General features: G+C 37.5%; 19 protein-coding genes. 16 read left to right on the top strand and 3 right to left on the bottom strand.

Going from position 1 to position 18,755, the window contains the following annotated elements; translation table 11 throughout:
• Position 1 precedes the first annotated feature (1 nt).
• The 5 genes from smc to rpsP all read left to right on the top strand — a co-directional run bounded on the left by smc (position 2) and on the right by rpsP (position 6,918).
• Positions 2-3,556: a chromosome segregation protein SMC gene (gene smc / locus GA0061074_RS03315; RefSeq protein ID WP_092461852.1), complete on the top strand. Its 3,555-nt coding sequence runs from the start codon at positions 2-4 to the stop codon at positions 3,554-3,556.
• A gap of 12 nt (positions 3,557-3,568) precedes the next feature.
• Positions 3,569-4,756 carry a signal recognition particle-docking protein FtsY gene (gene ftsY / locus GA0061074_RS03310; RefSeq protein ID WP_092461850.1) on the top strand — a complete coding sequence of 396 codons (1,188 nt, stop codon included), beginning with the start codon at positions 3,569-3,571 and terminating at the stop codon, positions 4,754-4,756.
• 4 nt (positions 4,757-4,760) lie between these two features.
• Complete coding sequence (locus tag GA0061074_RS03305) at positions 4,761-5,102, top strand: putative DNA-binding protein (RefSeq protein ID WP_092461848.1); 342 nt, start codon at positions 4,761-4,763, stop codon at positions 5,100-5,102.
• 4 nt (positions 5,103-5,106) lie between these two features.
• A complete protein-coding gene (ffh, locus tag GA0061074_RS03300; RefSeq protein ID WP_092461846.1) occupies positions 5,107-6,555 on the top strand; it encodes a signal recognition particle protein in 1,449 nt (482 codons plus the stop codon).
• Positions 6,556-6,645: 90 nt separating this feature from the next.
• Positions 6,646-6,918, top strand: a complete 273-nt coding sequence (gene rpsP / locus GA0061074_RS03295) for a 30S ribosomal protein S16 (protein WP_042493385.1) — start codon at positions 6,646-6,648, stop codon at positions 6,916-6,918.
• Between the two features lie 43 nt (positions 6,919-6,961).
• Here the strand turns inward: rpsP and GA0061074_RS03290 are convergent, their stop codons facing one another.
• Positions 6,962-7,624 (bottom strand): histidine phosphatase family protein, encoded by a 663-nt coding sequence (locus GA0061074_RS03290; RefSeq protein WP_092461844.1) that lies wholly within the window; start codon positions 7,622-7,624, stop codon positions 6,962-6,964.
• Positions 7,625-7,752: 128 nt separating this feature from the next.
• On the opposite strand from GA0061074_RS03290, the gene rimM reads away from it, so the two are divergent.
• The 8 genes from rimM (at position 7,753) to GA0061074_RS03250 (ending at position 15,498) form a co-directional block, all read left to right on the top strand.
• Positions 7,753-8,259, top strand: a complete 507-nt coding sequence (rimM, locus tag GA0061074_RS03285; protein WP_092461842.1) for a ribosome maturation factor RimM — start codon at positions 7,753-7,755, stop codon at positions 8,257-8,259.
• A 3-nt stretch (positions 8,260-8,262) separates the two neighbouring features.
• Positions 8,263-9,006 (top strand): tRNA (guanosine(37)-N1)-methyltransferase TrmD, encoded by a 744-nt coding sequence (gene trmD / locus GA0061074_RS03280; RefSeq protein WP_092461840.1) that lies wholly within the window; start codon positions 8,263-8,265, stop codon positions 9,004-9,006.
• Positions 9,007-9,114: 108 nt separating this feature from the next.
• Entirely contained in the window at positions 9,115-9,468 is a 354-nt protein-coding gene (rplS, locus tag GA0061074_RS03275) for a 50S ribosomal protein L19 (protein ID WP_092461838.1), read from the top strand.
• 91 nt (positions 9,469-9,559) lie between these two features.
• A complete protein-coding gene (locus GA0061074_RS03270) occupies positions 9,560-10,846 on the top strand; it encodes a dicarboxylate/amino acid:cation symporter (protein WP_092461836.1) in 1,287 nt (428 codons plus the stop codon).
• Positions 10,847-11,020: 174 nt separating this feature from the next.
• Positions 11,021-11,986, top strand: coding sequence for a YitT family protein (locus tag GA0061074_RS03265; RefSeq protein WP_092462024.1), 966 nt, complete (start codon positions 11,021-11,023; stop codon positions 11,984-11,986).
• Positions 11,987-11,996: 10 nt separating this feature from the next.
• Positions 11,997-12,182, top strand: coding sequence for a 2-hydroxymuconate tautomerase (locus GA0061074_RS03260; protein WP_092461834.1), 186 nt, complete (start codon positions 11,997-11,999; stop codon positions 12,180-12,182).
• Between the two features lie 118 nt (positions 12,183-12,300).
• Complete coding sequence (glpK, locus tag GA0061074_RS03255; RefSeq protein WP_092461832.1) at positions 12,301-13,812, top strand: glycerol kinase GlpK; 1,512 nt, start codon at positions 12,301-12,303, stop codon at positions 13,810-13,812.
• Positions 13,813-14,040: 228 nt separating this feature from the next.
• The gene (locus GA0061074_RS03250) at positions 14,041-15,498 is read left to right on the top strand and encodes a C40 family peptidase (RefSeq protein ID WP_092461830.1); all 1,458 of its coding nucleotides are present in this window, start codon (positions 14,041-14,043) and stop codon (positions 15,496-15,498) included.
• Positions 15,499-15,563: 65 nt separating this feature from the next.
• On the opposite strand, the gene GA0061074_RS03245 is transcribed toward GA0061074_RS03250, so the two are convergent.
• Positions 15,564-16,199, bottom strand: coding sequence for a deoxynucleoside kinase (locus tag GA0061074_RS03245; RefSeq protein ID WP_092461828.1), 636 nt, complete (start codon positions 16,197-16,199; stop codon positions 15,564-15,566).
• A 194-nt stretch (positions 16,200-16,393) separates the two neighbouring features.
• Entirely contained in the window at positions 16,394-16,783 is a 390-nt protein-coding gene (mscL, locus tag GA0061074_RS03240; protein WP_092461826.1) for a large conductance mechanosensitive channel protein MscL, read from the bottom strand.
• A 163-nt stretch (positions 16,784-16,946) separates the two neighbouring features.
• On the opposite strand from mscL, the gene GA0061074_RS03235 reads away from it, so the two are divergent.
• From GA0061074_RS03235 to GA0061074_RS03225, 3 genes are read left to right on the top strand one after another with little or no spacing between them, the layout of a single operon-like run.
• Positions 16,947-17,783, top strand: coding sequence for a Cof-type HAD-IIB family hydrolase (locus GA0061074_RS03235; protein WP_092461824.1), 837 nt, complete (start codon positions 16,947-16,949; stop codon positions 17,781-17,783).
• 4 nt (positions 17,784-17,787) lie between these two features.
• Positions 17,788-17,994, top strand: a complete 207-nt coding sequence (locus GA0061074_RS03230; RefSeq protein WP_092461822.1) for a hypothetical protein — start codon at positions 17,788-17,790, stop codon at positions 17,992-17,994.
• Positions 17,981-18,709, top strand: a complete 729-nt coding sequence (locus tag GA0061074_RS03225) for a CPBP family intramembrane glutamic endopeptidase (RefSeq protein ID WP_092461820.1) — start codon at positions 17,981-17,983, stop codon at positions 18,707-18,709. Before GA0061074_RS03230 ends, GA0061074_RS03225 begins: the two co-directional genes overlap by 14 nt.
• Positions 18,710-18,755: the final 46 nt, after the last annotated feature.

Below are 18,755 nucleotides of genomic sequence, written 5' to 3'. Positions count from 1 at the left end.
AATGAAATTAAAAACTTTGGAAATAACTGGCTTTAAGTCGTTTGCCGAACGAACAAAAATTGAATTTATGCCAGGTATTACCGGGGTTGTTGGTCCCAATGGATCAGGAAAGTCAAACATTATTGAGGCAATTCGCTGGGTTATGGGTGAACAGTCAGCCAAGGGGCTTCGTGGTGATAAAATGGCTGATGTCATTTTTGGTGGTACGACACAGCGAGCACCATTAAATCGAGCTGAAGTGTCAATAACATTTGATAATACTGATCATTACTTGCATTCAGACTATTCAGAAATCACAATTACTCGGCGCCTGTATCGAAATGGTGATTCAAATTACCAGATTAATGGTGTTAATGTCAGACTAAAAGATGTACATGAATTGTTTATGGATTCTGGTTTAGGTCGTGAAAGTTTTTCAATTATTTCGCAAGGCCGGGTAGAGAGTATTTTTAGTGAAAAACCGGTTGAACGACGCAGCATCATTGAAGACGTTGCGGGTGTTTATAAGTATAAACAAAATAAAGACAAAGCCAAAAAAGAATTGGTTGATGTTCATGATAATTTAACTCGTGTAGCTGATATTTTATATGAATTGCAGGGACGTGTGGAACCATTAGCCCAAGAATCTGCTAAGGCGCAGGACTACATTTCAACTAAAGCGTCGTATGATAAATTAGATCAATCTCGAATTGTATTAGAGTTGTTAGATTGGTATCAGGAAAAAGAATCTTTAGCTACTAAAATAACAGACAATCAAGCAAATTATGACCAACAAAAAAAGCTCGTGCGTGATAAGAATGAAGCGATTGAGCAGTTGAGGCAACAACAGATTGCTTTAAATCAAGAACAGCAAACAACGCAAGCAGATTTGTTAAATCATATTCAGCAAGTTGAACAATTGACAGGTAAGCAAAATCTACAAGTTGAGCGGCATAAAAATCGGGCTGAAACAACTAAAGATTTGCAAGAACGTTTGGCAATATCAACTGAACGATTAGCTAATATTGATAAAGCTTATGAGCAATGCTTACATGAATTATCAGTTCAAAAAGCAGAATATAAGCATTATCAAGAGGTAATTAAAGAAGCAACCGAGACACATCCCCGTACAAAATTAAATGGTCTTGATTCGGATATAGAACAAAAACGACAAGCCTTGATTGAAACGATGCAGGCATTGACGAGTGCTAAAAATGAAAAAAATTATTTGGCACAAGAAAGTGAACGTAGTGATGCGGAATCATTACGACTAAACAAACGCGCTGCGCAACTTAAACAACGTTTGGCAGAATTAACAGCCCAAGTTGATGAGAAAAAGCATCTAGCCACAGAAAGTGAGCAGGCTTTACAAGAAGCACAGCAATCTTTTGAAAAGGCTAAGCAAACAGGCCAAAAATTAGAGCAACAACGTCATGATGCTAGGGAAACTTGGTTTACCAAGATGGCGCAGGAACAACGCTTGACTACCCGTTTGCAATCATTACAACATGTTGCTGAAAATTATGATGGGTATTATCAAGGTGTTAAAAACCTGATGAAGGCACAGAATAATTTTTCTGGTATTCAAGGTGTTGTCGCTAATTTAATTACAGTGCAAGAGCAACATAAGATTGCCATTGAGACGGCTTTGGGTGCTGCCTTGCAGCATGTTGTTGTTACCAATGAGCAAGTCGCGAAAAAAGCAATTACTTATTTAGCGCAACATCGATTGGGTAGAGTTACCTTTTTACCACAATCGACAATTAAAGGACGTCATTTATCAGACTATCAGTTAGCAACGCTATCAGATATAGATGGTGTGGTAGGAGTTGCTAAAGATTTGGTAACCACTGATGCTGAGTATCAAAATATCGTCGCAAATTTGTTAGGAACTACTGTAATTGTAACGGACATGAACGCAGCAATTTTTATTGCTAAGCAGCTGCAACATCGGGTTCGTTTGGTAACGTTAGATGGTCAGGTGATGAACGCCGGCGGGTCAATGACAGGTGGTGCTAATCGGCAACATGGTAACGGCTTGCTGTCACAAAAAACGGAGATTGATAAATTAACGCACCAAGAAAAAGAGTTGCATCAAGAAGTGCTAACATTAGAGCTTCAAGTTAAGCAAATCGATCAAAGTTTAGAATCAGCAACTACGACATTTAATGACTACCAGCAGCAAGTACTAACATTGAATGAGCAAGCACAAACACAAAGAGCCAATTTGCAATTGGCTCAAGCAAATCTTGAACAGTTAAATAAAGAGCAAACTGCGCTACAATATGATTATCATCTAGCTGCTGATCAACAAGATAAACAAACTATGGTTGCAGAAAATGAGCAAGCAATTGTTGATTTGACTGACAAACAGCAACGTTTGCAGCAACAACTAGATGATGCTTTAGCAGAGCAAACGCATTTGCAATCTGAAATTAGTCAAGCAGACCAGCAATTGAGTGATGATAAATCTGCGCTATCTAAGGCGGAGGCGTTGTTATCTTCATTACAGGTACGTGAAAAAGATTTATTGGCGCAAAAGAATGCAGAGCAAAAGCAGATAGCTGACTTTAAGCAACAACTTGAAGATTTTACCCAAGATGAGGATGATGTAAAACAACGTTTGGTCGAACAAATCAATTCACATCAGGAAAAGAAGCAAGCCGCTGAACAGAGACTAGCTAATATTCAAGCAGAATTACAACGTGTTGAGTCAACGCAAACTGATTTAAATGATGATTTAAATACCATCCAAGATACTTTGAATGATGCTATGACGACAGTTTCACAACTTAATGGTCGTTTAGGTGAATTAAAGTCGTTAATTAATAATAATGAACATGTTTTGGAAACGACTTACGATACATCATTTGAATTTGCTAAGTCAGAACTACTTAATTTGGATATCACGACTATTCGCACTAAGCTAAAATTATTGAAGCAAGGCTTAGCTGAGATTGGCCATGTTAACATACATGCGATTGAGGAATACCAAGATGTTAAAGAACGCTATGACTTCTTAACACGGCAACAAAATGATTTAATTGCTGCTAAAGATAATCTGCAAGAGACAATGTCTGAAATGGATACGGAAGTTGCAACACGCTTTAAAACGACTTTTGATGCAATTGCAGAGCAATTTTCAAAAATATTTGTCAAAATGTTTGGTGGTGGAAGGGCCTCATTAGTTTTAACAGATCCTGACAATTTGTTAACTAGTGGAATAGATATTCAGGCACAACCGCCTGGCAAAAAATTCCAACAAATGAGTTTGCTTTCAGGTGGTGAAAAGGCGTTAACAGCAATAAGTTTGTTATTTGCAATTTTAGCTGTTCGTCCGGTTCCGTTTGCGATTTTGGACGAGACAGAAGCGGCGTTGGATGAAGCAAATGTTGATCGTTTTGCTAATTATTTGCATGAAGTTAACCAGCGAACACAGTTTATTGTGATTACGCACCGTAAGGGAACAATGACGCATGCAGATGTTCTCTATGGTGTGACAATGCAAGAACCAGGGGTTTCGAAAATGGTGTCAGTTAATTTAACCGACTTGGATGAAACACTCATAGAAAATTAAGGGGAGACAAGTATGGGTTTATTTGATTTTTTTAAAAAGAAGTCTGTTGAGGAGACAGTTGAGGTTGAAGTATTATACCCAAGTAGCTGGGAAAATGGTGTGCCACCAATCAAAGTGGTTACCGTTGAAGTTTTGCAACCAACACCTGGTCAAGCAATTGACATTGTCTTGCCAAGCCGCGATACTTTAGAAACAGAAACAGAAACAGAAACAGAAACAGAAACAGAAACAGAAACAGAAACAGAAACAGAAACAGAAACAGAGGATGCTAGTCAAAAATTAGATTCAGGTCTAACTAAAACGAAGAAGACGTGGTCAGAGCGTTGGAATTCATTTATGGCTAACTTCCGTTCCGTTGATGAAGACTTCTTTGATGACTTAGAAGAAACTTTGATTGGCGCTGATGTTGGTGCTCAGACGGCTATTCAGCTAACAGAAGAATTGCGTGATGAGGTTAAGTTAAAAAACGCTAAAAACAAGCAAGAAATTTCAAAGGTTATTGTTGATAAGTTAGTTGAGTTGTATCGCAGCCAAGGAATTGATGAAGATGCTTCAATGCATTTTGCAGAACAAGGACCAACGGTTATTTTGCTTGTTGGTGTAAACGGTGTTGGTAAGACAACAACGATTGGTAAATTATCAGCTTATTATAAAAATGCTGGTAAGAAAGTAGTTTTGGCTGCTGCTGATACGTTTAGAGCGGGAGCTACTGAGCAATTAGTTGCTTGGGGTGAACGTAATGATGTGCCAGTTGTAACAGGTGCTGCAAAGGCCGATCCTGCTTCAGTTGTATTTGATGGTGTTAAAACAGCTATCGACACAGAAGCTGATATCTTGTTTGTTGATACAGCTGGTCGTTTGCAAAACAACGTCAACTTGATGCAAGAGTTAGCAAAGATGAAGCGTGTTATTACGCGTGAGTTGCCAAATGAACCACAGGAAGTTTTGCTGGCACTTGATGCAACTACAGGTCAGAACGCGGTTCAGCAAGCTAAACTGTTCAAGGATTCAACGGATGTCACTGGTATTATTTTGACTAAGTTGGATGGTACTGCTAAGGGTGGTATTATTTTGCCTATTCGTAATGAACTTCATTTACCAGTTAAGTGGGTTGGATTAGGTGAAAAGGTAACTGACATTCAACCATTTGAGGCAAATGATTTTGCCAAGAGTTTGTTTGGTAGTTTATTAACGGAGTAATATCATGGAATTAGAAAAAAGCATGCGTTTGAATATGCTGTGTGATTTTTATGAACCGTTATTAACAGCAAAACAAAATGATTACTTACAGTTGTACTATGCTGATGATTATTCTTTAGGTGAAATTGCCGAAGAACATCAGGTTTCACGCCAAGCTGTTTATGATAATATTAAAAGAAGTACGCAACTTTTAGAAAGTTATGAAGAAAAATTGCACCTTTATGATGATTATCAAAATAGGCAGCAAGCGGCTGATCGTTTAAATACGTATATTCAAAAAACATATCCTAATGACGATAAATTAATTCGTTTAGCAACGCATTTAGTCACATTAGAAGAGGAGTAAAGCAATGGCCTTTGAAGGTTTAACAGATCGACTACAGAAAGCCTTAAGTGGTTTACGACGTAAAGGAAAAGTTACAGATGCTGATTTGCGCGAAACGATGCGTGAAATTCGTTTGGCATTACTAGAAGCCGACGTTAATTTTAAAGTTGTAAAAGACTTTGTGCGCAATGTTCGTGAAAAAGCAGCAGGTGCTAAGGTACTGGATGGCTTGAATCCAGCCCAACAAATTGTGTCAATTGTTAATGATGAATTGACAGAAATGATGGGGGAGTCAGATGCACCATTAAATAAATCACCTAAAATTCCAACTGTTATTATGATGGTTGGTCTTCAAGGTGCTGGTAAAACAACGACTGCTGGTAAATTAGCACTTAAGTTGAAGAATGAACAAAATGCTCGTCCTTTGATGATTGCGGCCGACGTTTATCGTCCAGCAGCCATTGAGCAATTGAAAACATTAGGTGAGCAAATTGATGTTCCTGTTTTTGAAATGGGAACGGATGTCAATCCACGTGATATCGTTAAGGCCGGAATGGAAAAAGCGGCTGAATTAAAGTCGGATTACGTCTTTATTGATGCGGCTGGACGTTTACAAATTGACGAAGAGCTAATGCAAGAATTAGCTGATGTTAAAGCCATTGCTCACCCTGACGAAATCTTGTTGGTTGTTGATGCAATGACCGGACAAAACGCGGTGGAGACAGCAGAAGGATTCAATGATCGCCTTGATATTACGGGTGTCGTTTTGACTAAGTTAGATGGTGACACACGTGGTGGAGCTGCTTTGTCAATTCGTGCTGTAACCGGTAAGCCAATCAAGTTTGTTGGTCAAGGTGAAAAAATGACCGATTTGGATATCTTCTATCCAGATCGTATGGCTAGTCGTATTCTTGGTATGGGTGACCTATTGACTTTGATCGAAAAAGCCCAAAAAGATTATGATGAAAAACAAGCCGCTGAAACCATGGAAAAGATGAAATCAAATACCTTTGATTTCAACGACTTTATTGATCAGATGGATCAATTGCAAAATATGGGGCCAATGGAAGAAATCATGAAGATGATTCCGGGGATGGCTAATAATCCAGCTTTGAAGAACGTTAAAATTGATCCTAAAGATATGGCACATATTAAGGCAATCGTCATGTCAATGACACCCGCTGAACGTGAAAATCCAGATATTTTGAATCCTTCACGTAAGCGTCGTCTAGCTGCAGGAGCCGGTCGTCCAATTGTTGAAGTTAATCGCATGGTTAAGCAATTTAATCAAATGAAGAAGATGATGAGCGGTGTGATGAACGGTAACATGGCTGGCATGGAGCAAATGATGAATGCTATGGGTGGCGGCAGTGGTGCTGGCTTCCCTGGTGGCGGCATGAAGGGTAAAATGGCTAATGTTGCCATGAAGCAGATGGCCCGTAAAATGCGAAAAAACAAAAAGAAGAGACGTTAATTGTAAAGTGTAAAGGGAAAACACTTTACAGCAATTGAATAGTTTGTTATAGTAATACATGTAGAAATCGACTGGAGGAATTATAAAAATATGGCAGTTAAAATTCGCTTAAAGCGCATGGGTTCAAAGAAGCACCCTGTATACCGTATCGTTGTTGCAGACTCACGTTCACCACGTGATGGTCGTTTTATTGAAACTGTGGGAACTTACAACCCACTAGTACAACCATCAGAAGTAAAGCTAGATGAAGAACTAGTTTTGTCATGGTTGAACAATGGTGCACAACCATCAGATACTGTTAAGAACTTGTTGTCAAACGCTGGCATCATGGAAAAGTACCATACTGCAAAGTACTCAAAGTAATTTGATAGTAAAAAAAGGAATCCATTATTGGATTCCTTTTTTATTACCAGAAAGTTGTTAAATCATTAAACGCTTTTAACTCCAATTGGTTATCCGTTAGTTGCCAAAGATTTACGGAACCATTTTTAGGCTCTGATTGGGAAGCTGTCAGTTGGGCAAAATGTTGCCCTAAAATACTAAGCAGTTGTCCATGAGCAATCAATAAAACATTGTCGCCGTCATTATTTTCTTGAGCAATAGTAGCAAAACCGTGCATTAAACGTTGCCAAAAAATGTCTGCTGATTCAGCATCCCCAGTCGGATCAACATCATGAATAGCATCCATTAAAGCGAATGGTGACATCGTGTCGGAAATTTCATTAAATGTTATGTCAGCCGGTAGCTGGCGATCCTTAGCAATGGCGTTAGCTGCAACACTATTTGATATACCGTCAAAGTAGCCAAAGAAAAATTCACGAAAATCGGTTAAAGTCTGTAATTGGGCAGTGCTATCATTATGAGTTAATATGATATTAGCGGTTTCAACAGCACGTGCTAAATCGGAACTGTAGACGTTATTGAAGGTAAGATTAGCTAAGCGCTCACCAGCCTGTTCGCCATCGTTAATTCCCTTAGGTGTTAATGGTGCGTTTGTCCAGCCCTGAACACGATCATACTTATTGATGTAAGTTTGACCATGTCGCACAATGTATAAATTAATGCTCATAAAGTTTTCTCCTATATGCGAATTGTTATACGTTAAATTTTATCAGATAACAATATGAAAACCTATTTAGTTGCCTTTATTTTACTGGTATACTTACAATTAATATAATAAATGAGAAGGAAGAAAACATGCCCCTTTATAAAGTTGGTAAAATTGTGAATACTCATGGTATTCGAGGTGAAGTGCGAGTTGTACCTACAACTGATTTTCCTATGGAACGCTTCAAAAAAAATAATAAGTTAATTATTGCGGCAAAGCCTAGCAATATTGAAGTTCAAATCGCTACCGTACGTGAGCATAAGCAATTCATTTTAATAAGTTTTGTTAATATGCAAAATATTAATGATGTTGAGCAGTTTAAAGGCTGTGAGTTAATGGTTGCCGATGACTTACAACAAGAGTTACCTAATGACGAATTCTATTACCATGATATTATTGGATTACAAATTGTTGATAATGCAACGCAAGAAATTATTGGTAAAGTTAGTGAAATCTTACCAATGCCTGCCAATGATGTTTGGGTAATTAAAGCTAAAGGTCATGACGATATTTTATTGCCATTTATTGAAGATGTGGTAGTTGAAGTTGATTTAGAACAAGGTATTGCAAAAGTTAATTTGTTAGAGGAAATTTAAAATATGCGAATTGATGTATTGAGTCTTTTTCCTAATATGTTTGCGCCCATGCGTGAATCAATTATTGGTAAAACTGTTGAACGTGGTTTGGTAGATTTTAATGTTACCGACTTTCGAGATTATACGGAAAATAAACATCATAAAGTGGATGACGAAATTTATGGTGGTGGTCAAGGAATGCTTTTGATGCCACAACCATTATTTGATGCAATGGATGCTGTTGAAAAAGAGGCAGGTAATCGTGGTCGGGTCATTTTAATGGATCCAGCTGGTAAGACTTTTAATCAGCCAATGGCTGAGGAGTTAGCAAAAGAAGAACATTTAACGATTATTGCAGGACATTATGAAGGATACGATGAACGTATTCGCTCATTAGTTGATGATGAAATTTCATTAGGAGACTTCGTGTTAACTGGTGGTGAATTAGGGGCAATGGTAGTTGTTGATGCGACAGTTCGTTTACTTGATGAAGCATTGGGTGATGATCGTTCTGCAGTTGATGAATCATTCTCGACTGGTTTGTTAGAGTATCCACAATATACGCGACCTGCTGACTTTAGAGGTTTGAAAGTACCGGACGTCTTGTTATCAGGTCATCATGCCAATATTGCTACTTGGAAACAAAAAGAGGCCTTACGCCGTACCTATCAACGCCGACCTGATTTGTTAAAAAATTATGAATTCACTGCGGATGAGCGGAAATTGTTAAAAGAAGTTGAGCAAGAAGAAAGAGAAAATAACTTGTGATACGCGTGATATTGTGTTAATATACTGTTTAGTGCCCAAGGGTACTAAATAAAATCCGATAATCCGCTGGCCGAGTGGTGAATTGATTGTCGACGAGGAGAATTAATTATGCGTCAAAACGCTTTGCTAGAAAAATTGGTTGCTGACCAATTACGTACAGATATTCCAGAATTCCGTGCCGGAGATTCAGTTCGTGTTCACGCACGTATCGTCGAAGGTTCACGCGAACGTATCCAAATCTTCGAAGGTGTTGTAATTAAGCGTAAGGGTACTGGTATCCAAGCTACTTACACTGTTCGTAAGATGTCAAGTGGTGTTGGTGTGGAACGTACATTCCCATTGCACTCACCACGTGTTGATAAAATTGAAGTAATCCGTCATGGTCGTGTACGTCGCGCTAAGTTGTACTACTTGCGTGCATTGCACGGTAAGGCTGCTCGTATCCAAGAAGCACGCCGCTAACAAGGGTAAACTGTTAGTAAAAAGCCAACCGCTCATAGGAGCGGTTGGCTTTTTTATTGTATATAAATAATTTTTAGGGGGCATTTTAAAAATGAGTTCGGTTAGTCAGACCAGTAAGCAAAAGCATAGACTTAGTTTAGGTTGGCAAATTGTTATTGGATTAATTGTGGGTATTATCCTTGGGGTTATTTTCTATAAAAATAAAATGGCCATTACAGCAATGCAAAATATTGGAACCATGTTTATTGGCTTAATCCAAATGATTGTTTTACCAATTGTAATTTCTAGTTTGACAGTTGGTATTGCAAAGATGGGTGATATGCGTAAATTGGGTCGAGTTGGGTTAAAAACACTGATTTATTTTGAAATTTTATCAACTATTGCGATTGTTTTAGGTATGATTGCAGGTAACGTTTTTGAACCAGGAGCGCATGTTAATATTCATAATCTTCAGGCAACTAATATTAGTAGTTATCTTTCAACTGCTAAGTCTGCTGGTACAGGTAGCCTTTGGGAAACGGTTATGGACATTGTACCAACAAATATATTTTCTTCATTGTCTGAGAATAAAATGTTGCAAGTTATTTTGTTTTCAGTGTTCTTTGGTTTAGGAACAGCTGCCATTGGACCTAAAGGACAGGTCATCATTGATTTGCTAGATGCTATTGCAGAAGTAATGTTTAAAGTAACTAATTGGGTCATGCGTCTAGCACCAATTGGCGTTGGTGCCCTAATTGGTGCCACTGTTGCTCAAATGGGATTAGGTTCATTAAAGTCATTAGGTTATTTTATTTTCGTGGCATATTTGACAATGATTATTTTTATCGTGGTTATTTTGGGAATTGTGTTAAAGATTTATCATACTAATATTTTTGATCTATTTAGAGTTTTACGTGAAGAAATTATCTTGGCGTTTACAACAGCTTCTTCTGAAGCAACGTTGCCTCGAATTGTTAGCAAAATGGAAAAATTTGGTGTAAGCCAAGGAGTTGTATCATTTGTTGTCCCAACTGGATATACGTTTAATTTGGATGGTTCAGCAATTTACCAAGCAATTGGTGCTTTATTTATGGCGCAAGCTTATAATATTCATTTATCATTGGCACAACAAATAACCCTTTTGGTAGTGTTAATGATTACTTCTAAGGGAATGGCTGGTGTGCCAGGAGCCTCATTCGTGGTTCTGTTAGCAACGGTTGCCACAATTGGTGTTCCTGCACAAGGACTGGCTTTCATTGCAGGTGTTGATCGTTTGGTAGATATGGGACGTACTGTTGTTAATGTTGTGGGAAATTCAACGGCATCGATTGTCATTGCGAAATCCGAGCATGACTTTGATGATAGCAAAAATACAGCATATTTAAAAAGTATTAAATAATTAAGCTCACATAATGGTTGTGTATAGATAGTAATTAATATCGATATGCGACCATTATTTTATAAAATAAGTAAAGAAACATTTGAAATTTTGAATTTATATAGAATAATATTTTTGTTTATGTGATAATAATAAAATGATTTTGGATTGGGATTGGAGGCATGAATGTTGGCAATGGAGCGAGTAAAGGAATATAGTATCAAAACGATTGTGTTCGTTATAGCAGCTGTCTTAGTAGCTATTTCGATGAATAACTTTTTTATTCCTAATAATATTTTTTCTGGTGGATTTAACGGGGTAGCCCAGTTAATTAGTTTGTTTTTTGATTCAGTTTTTGGGTTACACGTTGAAGTCGGTGCCATCATTATGGCTAGTAATATTCCATTAGCAATAGCTGGTTGGATATATGCTGGACGTGAGTTTACAATTTTGTCTTTTCTAAATAATTTTGCGGCATCATTCATGCAAATTATTTTACCTAAAACAACGCTAGTGACTCATGAACCAATTTTGGCTGGATTATTTGGTGGTTTATTGTTAGGAATATCGATAGGATTAACATTTAAAGTTGGATTTTCAACAGGTGGTATGGATATTGTTGCGATGATCGTCCAAAAAACTACGGGTAAGTCAATTGGCTCGATTAACATGTTTATCAATGTCTTTATCGTGGTCGTTGCAGGGGCCTTTATTGGTTGGCAAAATGCAATGTACACAATCATTGGTATCTATGCAACTTCAGCAGCGGTGGATGCAATCCATACACGCCATCAGAAGCTAACAGCCTTTATTGTGACGACACATCCTGATGAAGTGATTCAGGCATTACAGGAAGCTTTGGTACGTGGTATTACGGTTTTGCCTTCACGTGGTGCCTTTACACAGGAACCCAATACGACGTTAATGATGGTATTGTCACGTTATGAATTGACGGAAATGCAAAATTTGGTTAAGTCAGTTGATAAAGATTCATTCATTAATATTGTCAGCACAATTGAAGTATCTAATAATTTTTGGAATGAAGATTTACAGTCACAAATTAAACGTGAACGTGTGGTTGCAAAGAACCAAATTATTGATGCGTTGAATATCGATGCAGAAGCTGATAAAATTGATATAAGTAAAGAAGAAAAAAAGTGAGGAAACTAAAATGCCATTAGTTCATATTGATTTAGTAGCTGGCCGTAGTGATGAGCAATTGAAGGCGATGATGACGGATGTCACAACAGCTCTTGAAAAGCACATCGGTGTGCCACGTGAAAATGTTAAAGTGGTTGTTAATGAAATGGAACCTAATCGTTTTATGGACGGCGGCGTTCTACGTTCTGAAAAATAGTTTTGCATGAGAGGGATGGAGCAATTGACGTTCCGTCTTTTTTTGTATCAAATCTTGAGTATTATCGGGCATAAATTGATAATATTCAAAATATAATAGTGGGAGTTTATGGAGAAACATGACTGATCAATATGTAATGGCGCTTGATCAAGGAACAACAAGTACGCGTGCCATGTTGTTCGATGAAAAAGGGCAAGTTGTAGCAACTGCGCAAAAGGAATTGCCACAAATTTTTAAGCATCCGGGTTGGGTAGAACATGATGCGATGGCTATATGGGATGATGCACGTCAACTTATTTCACAAGTAGTTATACAAGCAAATATACCCCCTTATAAGGTTGTTAGCATTGGTTTGACTAACCAGCGTGAAACGACAATTATTTGGGATCGTGAAACGGGTGAACCAATTGCACCAGCTGTAGTGTGGCAGTCTAAACAGAGTGATAAGATTGCAGAAAATCTACAAAAGAAAGGGTTAACCAGTTATATTTATGAAAAAACTGGTTTGTGGATTGACGCTTATTTTTCGGCAACGAAGATTATGTGGTTACTAGACAATGTTCCTGGTGCCCGCGAGCGGGCTGAAAAAGGAGAATTGTTGTTTGGTACGGTTGATAGTTGGCTATTGTATAAATTAACCAACGGTCAAGTGCATGCGACAGATTATTCAAATGCATCACGTACGATGCTCTTTAATATCCATACGCAAGAATGGGATAAGGATTTACTGGCTGAATTTAATATTCCAGCTTCCTTACTGCCTGAAGTGCGCGATTCATCTGGTATATTTGGATATACAGCTGAATATGCTTTCTTTGGATTACAAGTACCTATTGCTGGAATTGCAGGTGATCAACAAGCAGCTTTAATTGGACACCAAGCATTTAATAAGGGTGATGTTAAAAATACTTATGGTACTGGTTCATTTATTGTTATGAATACAGGACAGGATATTTCACGTTCAACCAATGGCTTATTAACGACAATTGCGTATAGTATTGATGGTCAGGTGACATATGCTTTAGAGGGGTCTGTTTTCGTGGCAGGCGCAGCTATTCAATGGCTAAGAGATGGATTACAATTAATTAATAATGCCAAAGAAACAGCACAGATTGCGACAATTGCACGTGAACAACATATTGAACCTGTTTATCTAGTACCAGCGTTTACGGGATTAGGTGCACCCTATTGGGATCAAAATGCTCGCGGAGCGATGTTTGGCTTAACACGTGCCACAACTAAAGGCGATTTAGTACGTGCTACACTAGAATCGATTGCTTATCAAACGCGTGATGTACTTGAGGCCATGCAAGATGATACAAATATTGAAGTTACAAGTCTAGTTATTGATGGTGGTGCTGCTGCTAATGATTATATTCATCAATTCCAGGCTGATTTAATTAATCAACCGGTTAAGCGACCTCAGCAATTAGAGACTACAGCTTTAGGTGCCGCATACTTAGCAGGATTGGGTGTTGGCTTCTGGTCAGATTTGGCTAGTTTGCCAGCAGCAAATAATTTGGAAGTAAAGCAACCAATTACGCAACATCGTGAACAAGTACAAAAAGCTTATAAGGGATGGCAACGTGCAGTGAAAGCAACACGTCTTTTTCCGTTAAATGAAGCGTAGTTCAATACTTGAAATCAAAAAATAGAGATCAAAATATTATTGATAAATTAGCTAATTTTATTAGTGTTATTTTGATTTTTTGTTTTATTTTAAAAAAGAACGTACGTTCCCCTAAAAATTTAGATAAATATAAGGTATGATATAACTGTTAAGTTCATTTAAATATAAATTGGGGAATGTGTATTTAGATTAGCTTTTAACAAGTATAATTTGAGAGGAGTTGGACCTATGGTAAAGGCTTCAACTAAGTTGTTTTTCACTGGTATTGCTGGTGCAGCAGGAGTCGTGGCAACAACACAAATCCCTGATGTGCAAGCCGCTGTTAATGCAGCAGTTAATGTAACACCTAATGGAAAGCAAGTTGGGAAATTTTCTAATGTCGCAACGTTTATTCATAATAAGTCTAGCGAAGTAACACTTAAATCAGATATTCTACGTGAAAAGCACACGAAGGATTCAAAGTTGGCAACTTTTAAAGAAGACACGAAACGAGAAAAAAAGTCTAAGGGTGATATTAATACCGTTGCGTCTAATGCAATGACAGACGCTATTAGTGCATCGAATGTGCAGTCAGATGCTACAGAAGAGACATCTGCATATTATGATGATTCTGCTACATCAGCAGATACTGATAAGTCTTCTACACCTGCTGAGGATGCAGTTGTTTCTGAATCAGACGCAGCTAATAAGAATGATGATGCAATGAGCGCATACACCATTAAAGATGGTGATACATTAGCGACTGTTGCAGCTAATACGGGGGTCTCAGTGGCTGATTTGCAGGCTGCTAACCCCAATGCTGATACAACAATGTTGACTATTGGTCAGTCATTGTCGATACCTGGTGGTGGATACGTTAATACGGATACGACAACTACGGATACAGTGGCTGCTGACACAACAACAAGTGCTGATGCAACAACTGCTGTGCCTGACCAAAATTATACTGATCAGACGCCGCAGACTTTTGACGGTACAGCAACGTATGCTACTGATAGTAATAGTGTGGCTGATCAGTCGATTGCTAGTGAACCTGTACAACAATCTTTTAGTGATACAACGGTGGGAATGCAGGATGCTACTTTGAATCGTGCAACTGGTAAAGCAACCGTTAAGTCATTGGGCACTGCAGTACCTAAGCAGGACTCGCAGGCAACGATAATGTCTAATGGGGATGTTGTTTTAAATTCATTGGATGATACGGTAGTGCAAAACAATAACAACTCAGCGGATAAGACTAATTCTGATACACAAAAAGTTGTTCAAACTAAGACAGCAACGTCATTAACGGCTGACCAGCGTGCTGGTATTGTTTCGTCTGCCCAAAAGTATGCAACGCAACAAGTTCCATATGTATCGGGTGGTAAGAACGTTACTGGTTTGGATGCTTCTGGTTTGGCTGCCAGAGTATACCATGATGCAGGCGTTAATATTCCAAGATATACTGTTTCGCAAGAAGCACATATGACAACAACAGATGTTCAATCGGATGCTGATGTCATGCAAGTAGCACAGCCTGGAGACTTGCTTTTCTGGGGTGGTCATGGTGCATCTTGGCAAGTTGCTATATATATTGGTAATGATCAATATGCAATCGCTTCGCAAGCTGATCAACGAACAGAAATCATGTCTCTTTCGGACACTGATGTTTTGCCTAATTTTGTTGGTGAGTATAGTTTCAAATAATTACACAAAAAAGTCGAGAAGCAATTTTAATTGTTCCTCGACTTTTTTATATACTAATAAAATTATTATTCAGATAAGCTTGCTAAGCGGTCATCAATTTGCTGTAGGACAATTTTACGACTCTCAGCATCTTCTAAATCATACTTTTGTAGATCAATAGTCATCTTAGGTGATGCATCGTATTCTTCGTACCATTTTTGATAAGCTGACCACATCTTAAAGTAGTATTGACGTAGTTCAGCGTTATCTTCGAACTGCTCATAATCACGGCCGCGTTTTTTAATACGATATAGAATCGTATCAAAGTCTGCGTTAGCAAAGACCATCAAATCAGGACGTCCTTTTTTCATTGTTTGAATTTCAGACATCATATTGTCTAGTAAAGTCATATAAACTTTTAATTCAGCATCAGAAATATTACCTTCACGATGGTTTTCTTGTGTAAATAAAGCATCTTCGTAGATTGAACGATCCAATACGTTGTTATCGTCAGATAAAGCTTTCTTTATCATGGCGAAACGCTTATTTAAAAAGTAAATTTGTAATAGGAAACCATATTGCTTGGGATCCGCATAATAAAGGGGTAACACGGGATTTTCACCAACAGGTTCAAAAAAGGCCTGCGTGTTAAGATGTTTTGCAATCAAATCAGTTAGTGTTGTCTTTCCAACACCGATCATACCAGCTGTGATAATCACCATGGTAGTCCTTCTTCCTTCAGGATTATATTTTCTCTAAATACTCATCTTATAAAGTACATGAGTGAGCTTATCAGCTGATAACTATATTAGCCAATATCGGGAATAAATTCAACGGTTGACAAAATAAAAAGAACGTACTTATTCAAACAAATGCTGATATAAGTGCGTTCTTTTTACCTAATAAATACAGATAATTAATTTTTCTTTTCAGCCAAGGCATCACGAATTTCTTGTAGGACAACCAATTCAGTTTCAGGAACTGCTTCTTCTTCAGCATCCTTGTGCACAATAGTTTGTGCTTTATGAATGGCCTTAATAATTATGAAAATGGCAAGGCTAGTCAACAAGAATGTGATTAAACTACCAATAAATGCACCGACTTTAATGTTTGCTGAACCAACATGCCAGACGATATTAGAAAATGAAATTGACCCCGTAACAATACCAATTAATGGCATAATCAAGTCATCAACAACTGATTTAACAACAGTTTGGAAAGCAGCCCCCATAATGAAAGCAACTGCAAGATCCATTACATTACCGCGCATGATAAAATCACGGAATTCATTTATAAAACTACGCATAAAACTATCTCCTTTATTAAACTTGTATATATACTGACATAGGTTACTAATGAAGTCAAAACATAAGAAATAGATGCAAAACAATTTAAAAAAAATATAATTATTGGTTAGATAAGCTTTTCTGTTAAAATAAAGACAACATGCATAAAAGAAGGGGAAACCAATGACTTATAAAATGTTAGTATCAGATTTAGATGAAACATTTTTAAATGATGATGGAACGATTCATGAAGAAAATGTTCAAATGGTAAAAAGAGCCGTGGCCCAAGGATTTAAATTTGTACCAAATACGGGGCGTTCGTTTGAATCTGTGCAGGAAATGTTAAAGAAACTGGACTTATATAATCAGGCTGGCCAATATGTTATTTCGTTTAACGGTTCAGCAATTGTTGAGAATAAAAATAATCGTGTTATTGCAACGCAAGATATGCCAATATCCCTGGCAAAGCAGATCTTTGCAGCTGGATTGATTAATGATGCTGTTGATGTGCATATTTACACCCTTAATCAATTATTTATTTATAATGTCAGTGATTCAGATAAAAAATATTTAGAAACACGTGGGGCTACTTATGAGAATCTAAGGTCTGATGATTTATCGTTTTTAGATACGGCACAACCCATTATGAAGGTTATTTTTGAACATCCGGATATGCAAGTACGTCATCAAATTCATGATGCTGTTATTGCTAGTGTGGGCGCTGATCAAGTCGAAGCAACCTATTCTTCTGATCGATATGTTGAATTTAATTTCAAGGGTGTTGATAAAGGAACTGCTTCATTATTGTTAGGTGAAAAACTAGGCATCACACAAGACGAGATTATGGCTATCGGCGATAATAATAATGATTTAAAGATGATACAGGCCGCAGGACTTGGCATTAGTGTTGCCAATGGTATTCCCGCAATAAAAGAGGCAGCTGATGTGGTTACAGCGCGTACAAACAATGAAGGTGCGATAGCTGAGGTATTAAACCAATTTGTATTGATGGGTGAATGATAAAATGCGGTTTGTAATTCAAATTGGTGCTAGCGTAATTGTTATATTTATTTTTGTTGGTTTTGTTTGGCTTGCTAAAATTGCTAATTGGCCAACATGGTTGACTTACGGTGCACTGTTTATATTATTTATATTAGCAACTGGATTGATAACGGCTTTATCCTTAGCCTTACAAAATAAAAAGCGGGAGGATGAAGATGAAGAAGATTGAAGGAATTAGTACGTTTATAATGGGAATTATCTGGATAATAGTTGGTATAATTTTAGATTTTATTATTCAATTAGCTAGTACCTATAGTAAACAAGGCGTAGTAAACTGGTTACACGTTGACCGTAATAATCCATTAGGAATTATTACAATGGTTGTTGTTGCAGCGATATTAACTATTTTGACGGTAAAAATATTAGTTTATGCTGTCAGAAAAAAATCTCCTAAAACGGGTTTACATCCTTTCCGAGCAGATAAATTAGTTTGGGTAGGTTATGGATATTTGATGATATTAGGGGCAGGATTATTGACGTTAGCGTTACAGACGCTTATAACACATCAATCAATGACCGCTAGTAATCAAGCAGAATTGGAAGAGATGGCTGGTAAAGGTGGTGCAGCATTAGTATTTGTTGTTGTATTAGCGGTATTCGTTGCACCATTAGTAGAAGAACTTATTTTTAGAGGGGTTGTGCTTAATTACTTTTTTAAGAAGGGGCCTTGGTGGCTAAATGTGATATTGTCTGGCCTTTTGTTTGGGTATTTCCATGTATTTCAAGAATTTCAATGGTTTGCACTTTTGCAGTATTCATTGATGGGAGTCGCCTTGGCAATCGTTTATAAAAAGACTAAGCAAATTCAGTATTCAATGGCTCTACATATGCTAAATAATGGTATTGCAGCAATTGGACTGATTAATATTGCACTAGGAGCATAATTGATTAATTTTTTTGATACTAACGTTTAGAAATGTCATATAATAA

This window comes from Weissella bombi (genome assembly GCF_900094835.1).
Taxonomy (GTDB): domain Bacteria; phylum Bacillota; class Bacilli; order Lactobacillales; family Lactobacillaceae; genus Weissella; species Weissella bombi.
This window is presented reverse-complemented; position numbering and strand designations above follow the sequence as displayed.